Here is an 8,509-nt window from a genome sequence, read left to right as displayed (position 1 = left end):
CGCGGGTGTGGCTGGGTCCGCGGGTGTGGCTGGGTCCGCGGCTGGTGCCGGCCGCGCTCTGGCACTGGCTCGGCGCGCTGGGGCTGGGACCCGCTGGGGTCCGGGCGCCGGCCTTACGTGCCTGCCGCGCGCCCGTCCCCACCCGCTCCGGGCTCGTCCCACCACGTCCCGGCGTCATGGCCGACAGGTCCCGACCGGCACATGGCTGCGGGTCTGGTGCTGCCGCCGAGGTGACCTTGCGGGTGGGGCGGTGGGTGCGCGGCAGGCACGTCAGGCCGGCGCCGATGCCACCCACGGGCAGCACCGCAGAGCGCCGAGCCAGTGCCAGAGCGCATCCGCCGTGCCACCCGCTACGCAACGCGCCTCCCCGCTCGACTCGTACGTCCGTCAGTGCGCGACGGCTGCCGCGCCGTGCTCGTCGACCAGGGCGCCGGTGACGAAGCGGTCGAGGCTGAACGGCGCCGCGTAGGGGTGCGGCTCGTCGTTGGCGATGGTGTCGGCGAAGACCCAGCCGAGGCCGGGGGTGGCCTTGAAGCCGCCGGTGCCCCAGCCGCAGTTGAGGTAGACGTTCTCGTAGGGCGTGCGGCCGACGATGGGTGAGGCGTCGGGGGTGGTGTCCACGATGCCGGCCCAGGTGCGCAGGAGGTGGGCCCGGGCGAAGACGGGGAACAGCTCGACGGCGGCGGCCATCTGGCGCTCGATGATGTGGAAGGCGCCGCGCTGGCCGTAGCCGTTGTAGGAGTCGACACCCGCGCCCATGACGAGCTCGCCCTTGTGCGCCTGGGAGACGTACACGTGGACGGCGTTGGACATGACGATCGTCGGGTGCACCGGCTCGAGGAGCTCGGAGACGAGGGCCTGGAGGGGGTGGGACTGGATCGGCACCCGGAAGCCCAGCATGTCGGTGAGCACCGAGGTGCTGCCGGCGGCGGCGAGAGCGACCTTGCCGCAGGCGATGTCGCCGCGCGTCGTCCGCACGCCCGTCACGCGGTCGCCGTCGCGCTCGAAGCCGGTGACCTCGCAGCCCTGGATGATGTCGACGCCCGCCTCGTCGAGGCGACGGGCGAAGCCCCAGCCGACGTAGTCGTGCTTGGCGATGCCCGCGCGCGCCTGGTAGGTCGCGCCCAGGACGGGGTAGCGGATGTCGCTGGAGGTGTTGACGATCGGGCAGATCTTCTTGACCTCGTCCGGGTCGACCCACTCGGCGTCGACGCCGTTGAGCTTGTTGGCCTCGACGCGGCGCACCGAGTCGCGCACGTCCTGGAGGGTGTGCGCGAGGTTGAGGACGCCGCGCTGGCTGAAGAGGATCGGGTAGCCGAGGTCCTCCTCGAGGCCCTCCCAGAGCTTGAGGGAGTGCTCGTAGATGGCCGCCGACTCGTCCCAGAGGTAGTTCGAGCGGATCAGCGTGGTGTTGCGGGCCATGTTGCCGCCCGCGAGCCAGCCCTTCTCGAGCACGGCGATGTTCGTGATGCCGTGGTTCTTGACGAGGTAGTGGGCGGTGGCGAGGCCGTGGCCGCCGCCGCCGACGACGACGACGTCGTAGGACTTCTTCGGCTCGGGGTTGCGCCAGAGGAAGTCGGGGTGCTCGGGCAGGTCGGCGCCCGGGGTGCGCGGGGTCATCGGTCCTCCTCCGGGGTGGAGCCGGCGGCGTTCAGGCCGGGGTACAGGGGGTGGGCGTCCGCGAGGCGCTCCACGCGGGCGCCGAGCTCGACGAGCTGGTCGTCGCCGGTCGAGGGGAGCAGGGCCATGGTGACGATGTCCGCGACCTCCGTGAAGGCCTCGGCGTCGAACCCGCGGGCGGCCAGGGCGGGGGTGCCGATGCGCACGCCCGAGCTGACCATCGGGGGGCGGGGGTCGAAGGGGACGGCGTTGCGGTTGACCGTGATGCCGACGGAGTGCAGCCGGTCCTCGGCCTGCTTGCCGTCGAGCTCGCAGTCGCGCAGGTCCACGAGGACGAGGTGTACGTCGGTGCCGCCGCTGACGACGCCGATGCCGGCGGCGCGGGCGTCGTCGGCCATGAGCCGGCTCGCCAGGACCTGCGCGCCCTCGAGGGTGCGGCGCTGGCGGTCGACGAAGGCGGGCTCGGCGGCGAGCTTGAAGGCCACGGCCTTGGCGGCGATGACGTGCTCGAGCGGGCCGCCCTGCTGGCCGGGGAAGACCGAGCTGTTGAGCTTCTTGCGCAGGGACTCCTGGGCGAGGATGACGCCGCCGCGGGGGCCGCCGAGCGTCTTGTGCGTCGTGGAGGTGACGACGTGCGCGTGCGGCACGGGCGAGGGGTGCAGGCCCGCGGCCACCAGGCCCGCGAAGTGGGCCATGTCCACCATGAGGTAGGCGCCCACCTCGTCGGCGATGGCACGGAACGCGGCGAAGTCGAGGCGGCGGGGGTAGGCCGACCAGCCGGCGATGACGAGCCTGGGCCGGTGCTCGTGGGCCAGGCGTCGCACCTCGTCCATGTCGACGCGGTGGTCGTCCTCGCGCACGTGGTAGGCGGCGACGTCGTAGAGCCTGCCCGAGAAGTTGAGCTTCATCCCGTGCGTCAGGTGCCCGCCGTGGGCCAGGTCCAGGCCGAGGATGGCGTCGCCGGGGCTGAGCAGCGCCGCCATGACGGCGGCGTTGGCCTGGGCGCCGGAGTGCGGCTGGACGTTGGCGTAGTCGGCGCCGAAGAGGGCCGTGAGCCGGTCGATCGCGACCTGCTCGACGACGTCGACGTTCTCGCAGCCGCCGTAGTAGCGCCGGCCGGGGTAGCCCTCGGCGTACTTGTTGGTGAGGACCGAGCCCTGGGCCTCCATGACGGCGCGGGGGGCGAAGTTCTCGCTGGCGATCATCTCCAGCGTGGACTGCTGGCGTACCAGCTCGGCCTCGACCGCGGCGGCGACGACGGGGTCGGCGGCGGCGAGCGGCAGGTCGAGCGGGCCGCCCGGCACCGGGCGCGCGGCGGGCTGGACGTCGAGCCCTGCGGACATGCGGTCCTCCTGCGACGGCGAGCAACTGATGTATCAGTTACGAGGACAGTAGGGTCGAGGTCACGGGGAGGTCAAGCCCTCACCGCGGCGGCCGACGACGCCCCCGGGCGAGCAGGAGGACCAGACGTGAGGGCAGGACCGGCAGGCGCCGAGGAGGCCCTCGGTAGTCTTCCCCCCGCGCTGCCGGCTCCCCGCTCGGGCAGGCAGGGCGACGTCGGGGCGCCACGCCTGCTGCCAGGGGGCGTCGCCGGCGGGGTCCGGCCCGTCCTCGACGCCCACGGGCGCCACCACGGGGAGGGCTGGGGAGGCCGGCACGGGCGCGGAGGAGGACGGGGACCTGGGTACCGAGGAGGAGGCGCCGGCATGACCTCGCAGGACCTCTCCTCCGGGACCGACGTCCCGACCGGGGCGCTGCCCGCCGTGACCCCGCAGTCGGCGGAGGCGGCCGTCGCCGTCCGCGGGTCGATGGCCGAGATGGCCTACGAGCACCTGCGCGACGCGCTGCTGCTGCTCGACATCCGCCCGGGCGAGCCGCTCAAGGACGACGCCATCGCCCGCCGTCTCGACGTCGGCCGCACACCGGTGCGCGAGGCGCTCAAGCGGCTGGAGGGCGAGCGGCTGGTCGTCACCTACCCGCGGCGGGGCACCTTCGCCGCCGCCATCGACATGACCGACCTCGGGCAGATCTCCGAGGTGCGCCGCCAGCTGGAGCCGCTGGCCGCCGCGAGCGCCGCCCGCCGGGCAAGCGCCGCCGAGCGGGCCGGGCTGGCCGGGCTCGCCGCCCGGGTGGGCGGTCTGGACGTCGCGTCGCTGGACGCCGCCGAGCTCATGCGCCACGACGTCGCCGTCCACCGCGGCGTCTACCGGGCCAGCGGCAACCCGCACCTGGAGGACGTCCTCGTCCGCCTGGACAACCTCGCGACCCGCATCTGGTGCCTCGTGCTCGACCGGTTGCCCGCGCTCGGCGGCCACGTCGGCGAGCACGTCGACCTGCTCCACGCCGTCGTCGAGGGTCGCGACGACGACGCCGCCGAGCTGGCGCTCCACCACGTCGTCGCCTTCGAGCGTGCCGTGCGCGACGTGCTCTGAGGCCGACGCGCCCGACGCTGCAGACCACGGCGAGGGCGACGGCCGTCCGCCAGCGGCGGCACAGGTGTCGCCCGCCCCGTCCGCGGAGCGTGCCCGTGTCGACGTGGAGGGTGGCGACGCCTCCGCCCCCCACCAGGTCACCCGGGTCGCCCACCCCGAGGGCCTAGCAGGGCCAGCGTGCAGGACTGGGCGACCCCGAGCGTCGACCGCAGCAGCGGCAGCACGCGCGACCGCGCCAGGAGCGCGGTCGCGTCAGGAGGAGACGGCTGCCGGGAGCGGCTGGGCGCCGACGCTGCCCGCCGGGGCCATCGCCGCGGCCGCCTGCGCACCGGCGGGCGGGGCGAGGCCCAGCTGCGCCAGGGTCCACACCAGGCCGTAGGGGAAGCCCTGGCGGGCCATCGTCCAGCTGTGCGTGGTGCCGGGCTCGGTGCGCAGGAGCACGGGCTGGCCTGCGGCGGCGAGCTGGTCGGCGATCGCGTCGACGTCGGACGCGGCCTGGGCGTCACCGTCGGCGGCGAGGTCGAGGAAGACCGGGGTGCGCCGCGAGAAGGTCATGGTCGGCACGTAGTGCGACGGCGAGACGGCGTCGAGCTGCTCCTGCGTCTCCAGCATGGCCCGGCCGCCGTCACCCGGGTCGCCGTAGGGCTCCAGCGCCGCGATGGCGCCGTAGGTCTCCGGGTGGCGCAGGCCCTGGTCGAGGGCGCAGTAGCCGCCCATCGACATCCCGGCGACAACGCGGTGCCCGGGGTCGGCGACCGTGGCGTAGTGCGCGTCGACCCAGCGCACGACGTCCCCGACGTGGGTCTCCACCTGGGGGCCGCCCGGGCGGGTCGAGTCCAGGCACTCGGTGTCGCTCGTGCTGGGCGAGCCGAGGTCCGGAGCCACCAGCAGCACCGGCGGCACGAGGTGGTGGGCGATGAGCACGTCGAGGGTGTGGGCGGCCTGCCCGCCGCTGAACCAGTCCTGCGACGTCCCCGGCGTGCCGTGGAAGAGGTAGACGACGGGGTAGCGCTGCGCGCCGTCCGGGTCGTAGCCGGGAGGGGTGTAGACGTACGTCGTCGTCGGGTCCAGGCCCGAGCCCGGGCGGACCGGCACCCTCACCCCCTCCACGTGCCCGGCCGCGTGCTGGAGGTGCCCCGAGACCCAGAAGCGCGCGGCCGCGACCGACGGCACGTAGCCGCTGGCCGTGTTTGCCCCGGCCGCGCCCGCGAGGGCGACGAGGACCACCGCCGCCATGGCCGCCACCACGGTGCGGGCCCGCGAGCGCCCGGTCGGCCCGGCGCGGCCGCTCCGGCCGTGCCCGCGGACGGCGAGCGCGCCGGCACCGACGGCGGCCGTCCCCAGCAGCGCCGCCGGCCACCACGTGGCCAGGAGGTCGGTGGTCGTGGAGAGCGCGGCGAGGACGTCGGCGGGCAGGGTCGCGGCCGTCTGCGCCGGGACGTCGGGGAGGGCCACAGACGCAGAGCGTCCGCCGACGGGCTGCCCGTCCCCTGGGTGCACGCTGGAAGAGCGCTGCGACCGGCGGCGGAGGGCGGGTCTCCCCGGCGACCTCCCGGACGCCCCGCCGACGTCGCGCCACGCGGGAGGCGAGGATGCCTGCTCGTGACCCCGCCTCCCGACGGCCGCGGACCTGCCGACCACGTCGAGCGCCGCGACCGACGCCGCCGCGCCGCCGCGCTCGTGTGCGCCGCGGCCGGGGCGCTGGCCCTCACCTCGGCGGTGCTGCCGCCGGCGCGCGGGCGTCTCGCGGACCTGCTGGCCCTCACCCCCTTCGCCGTCCCCGCCACGGCGGCCGGGCTCACCGCGCTCGTCGGCTGCCTCCTGCTCGTGCTGGCGCGCGGGCTGCGCCGGGGCAGCCGGCTCGCCTGGGGCGGCTCGGTCGTCGCGCTCGCCGCGGTGGCCGTGCTGCACGTGGTCAAGGGCCTGGACGTCGAGGAGGCTCTCGTCACCGCCGCCGCGCTGGCGTGGCTGGCCACGCAGGGACGGGCCTTCCCCGTGCGGGCGAGCCGGGCCGCCCTCGCGCGGGCTGCGGGGCTGGCGGTGCTCGGCACGCTCGCGGCCCTCGCGCTCTCCGCCGGGCTGGCGGTGGGCTACGGCGGCCACCAGCACGCCCGCGACCTCGACGAGAGCGTCGAGCAGGCCGCGGCCCGCCTCGTCGGCGTCGAGCAGGCGCAGGCGGCCGGTGTCCCCGTCGGGCTCGTGCCCGGGGTCGGGCCGGCGTCGGCGCGGGTGCTGCCCCTGGCGGGCGCCGGCCTGGCCACGAGCGCGCTGTGGCTCGCGCTCGCCCCGCCGCGGGCCCGGGCCCTGACGCCGCAGGAACGCCGACGCGAGCGCGAGCGGGCCCGCGAGGTGGTGCGCCGCCACGGCGGCGACACCCTGGCCTACTTCGCCCTGCGCGACGACAAGGACTGGTACTTCACCGGCAGCACCGTGGTGGCCCACGCCGTCCGCGGCGACACCTGCCTGGTCTCGCCCGACCCCGTCGGCCCACCGGAGGAGCTCGCCGCCGCCTGGGCCGACTTCCGGGCCTACGCCGAGCGCAACGGCTGGACGGTCGTCGTCGTCGGCGCCGCCCCGGACGCGCTGGACGTCTACCGCGGCAGCGGCATGCACGCCGTCTACCTCGGGGACGAGGCCATCCTGGACTGCCAGACCTTCTCCCTGGCCGGCCGGCACATGAAGTCGCTGCGCCAGGCGGTCGGGCGGGTGGGGCGGGCGGGCATCACCACGACCTTCACCTCCCCGGGGACGATCGACCCCGCCCTGCGCGCCGAGCTGGTGGCGATGAGCGGGCAGAGCCGGCGCGGCGAGGCCGAGCGCGGGTTCTCCATGACGCTCTCCCGCCTGGCCGACCCGGCCGACGACGACCTGCTCCTGGCCGTGGCGCGCGACGCGGCGCAGCAGGTGGTGGGCTTCGTCCAGTGGGTGCCGGCCGCCGGCATCGACGGGTGGTCGCTCGACGTCATGCGCCGACGCACGGACGCCGACCTGCCCAACGGCGTCGTCGACGCCATGGTCGTCGCGACCGCCGAGCACCTGCGCGAGCGCGGGCAGCGGGGCCTCGGGCTCAACTTCGCCGTGCTGCGCACGGTGGTCTCCGGGGAGGCGGAGGGGAGGCTGCCGGGGGCCGCCCGGGCACTGCTCACCCGCCTCGGCGGACATGCGCAGGTGGAGTCGCTCTGGCGCTTCAACGCCAAGTACGACCCGGCGTGGCGACCCCGCTACGTCGTCGTCGACAGCCTCGCGGCGCTGGCCGGCGACGGCCTTGCGGTGGCCCGCGCCGAGGGTGTCGTCGGCGAGCTGCCGGTGGTGGGCTCGCTGGCGCCGGTGCGGACGGCGGCGAGCCGGCTGCGAAGCCGCGCCCACCACGTCCCCGAGGGGTCGGCGGGACACCGGGCGCCGTGAGCACCAGCCCCAGGCCGGCCGGCGGGGCCTACACGGCTGGCGCACGTCACGGCGGCCACCACCTCGCCCCCGCGAGATGGCGCGACGGCGCCGGAAGGGCGCCCCGCGGTGCGGTGTTGCCGTGCCCGTCGCCGCCGCAGCACCGTGCTGCCGTGGCTCCCGCACCCAGGAGGACACCGTGAGCACCCACCGCTTCGCCGTCACCGGCGCCACCGGCCAGCTCGGCCGCCACGTCGTCGAGACCCTGCTCGACCGCGGCGTCGAGCCCGGGCAGGTCGTCGCCACCGGCCGTGCCGTCGAGAGGCTGGAGGACCTGGCGGCCCGCGGCGTCGTCGTCCGCCGGGCCGACATGGACGAGCCCGCGACGTTGGCCGAGGCCTTCGACGGCGTCGAGCGGCTGCTGCTCGTCTCGGGCTCCGAGCCTGGCGACCGCGTGCGCCAGCACACCGCCGCCGTCGAGGCCGCGGCCGCCGCCGGGGTGGCGCGCCTCGTCTACACGAGCATCGCCGGTGCCGGCTCCACGCCGATGCTCCTGGCGCAGGAGCACACCGGCACCGAGGCCGTGCTCGCCGACGCCGGCCTCACGGTCACGGTGCTGCGCAACGCCTTCTACGTCGAGAACTACACCGCCCAGCTGCCCACGTACGCCGAGCACGGTCTGGCGACGGCCGCCGGGGACGGGCGCGTGAGCCTGGCCCTGCGGCGCGAGTACGCCGAGGCCGCCGCCACCGTCCTGCTCGAGGACGGCCACGAGGGCGCCGTCTACACGCTCGGTGGCCCTGCGGCCACCATGGCCGACGTCGCCGCCGCCCTCTCCGAGGTCTCGGGCCAGGACGTCACGCTCGCGCGGATGTCGGTCGACGAGCTCGAGCAGGTGCTGCTGGGCGCAGGCATGCCCGCCGCGGCGGCGACGACGTTCGCCGACGTCGACCGGGGCATCGCCGACGGCGAGCTGCTGGTCACCACCGACGACCTCACCCGCCTGCTGGGCCGCGAGCCGCTGCCGCTGCGCGAGGCCGTCGCGGAGGCGCTCAAGGCCTGACCCTCTGCCC

Annotated in this window: 6 protein-coding genes; 3 read left to right on the top strand and 3 right to left on the bottom strand. The window is 76.0% G+C overall.

The genetic code is table 11. The features are described 5' to 3' along the window. Positions 1 to 387: 387 nt before the first annotated feature. Entirely contained in the window at positions 388 to 1,620 is a 1,233-nt protein-coding gene (locus WDV86_RS03735) for a sarcosine oxidase subunit beta family protein (RefSeq protein ID WP_339566254.1), read from the bottom strand. Then, positions 1,617 to 2,963 carry a serine hydroxymethyltransferase gene (gene glyA, locus WDV86_RS03730; RefSeq protein WP_339566253.1) on the bottom strand — a complete coding sequence of 449 codons (1,347 nt, stop codon included), beginning with the start codon at positions 2,961 to 2,963 and terminating at the stop codon, positions 1,617 to 1,619. Before glyA ends, WDV86_RS03735 begins: the two co-directional genes overlap by 4 nt. A 465-nt stretch (positions 2,964 to 3,428) precedes the next feature. Between glyA and WDV86_RS03725 the strand changes: the two genes are divergently transcribed. Beyond that, on the top strand, positions 3,429 to 4,052 hold the full coding sequence (locus WDV86_RS03725) for a GntR family transcriptional regulator (RefSeq protein WP_445262930.1): 624 nt from the start codon (positions 3,429 to 3,431) through the stop codon (positions 4,050 to 4,052). A gap of 252 nt (positions 4,053 to 4,304) precedes the next feature. Here the strand turns inward: WDV86_RS03725 and WDV86_RS03720 are convergent, their stop codons facing one another. Beyond that, a complete protein-coding gene (locus WDV86_RS03720; RefSeq protein ID WP_339566251.1) occupies positions 4,305 to 5,507 on the bottom strand; it encodes an alpha/beta hydrolase in 1,203 nt (400 codons plus the stop codon). 147 nt (positions 5,508 to 5,654) lie between these two features. On the opposite strand from WDV86_RS03720, the gene WDV86_RS03715 reads away from it, so the two are divergent. Then, positions 5,655 to 7,457: a bifunctional lysylphosphatidylglycerol flippase/synthetase MprF gene (locus WDV86_RS03715; protein ID WP_339566250.1), complete on the top strand. Its 1,803-nt coding sequence runs from the start codon at positions 5,655 to 5,657 to the stop codon at positions 7,455 to 7,457. Between the two features lie 178 nt (positions 7,458 to 7,635). Beyond that, a complete protein-coding gene (locus WDV86_RS03710) occupies positions 7,636 to 8,499 on the top strand; it encodes an NmrA family NAD(P)-binding protein (RefSeq protein ID WP_339566249.1) in 864 nt (287 codons plus the stop codon). The last annotated feature ends 10 nt before the right edge of the window (positions 8,500 to 8,509 follow it).

Origin of the sequence: Pseudokineococcus sp. 1T1Z-3 (genome assembly GCF_037482365.1) — a bacterium.
In the GTDB taxonomy this organism is placed as follows: domain Bacteria; phylum Actinomycetota; class Actinomycetes; order Actinomycetales; family Quadrisphaeraceae; genus Pseudokineococcus.
The sequence above is the reverse complement of the archived record's forward strand: the minus strand, read 5'-3'. Positions and strand labels throughout refer to the sequence as shown.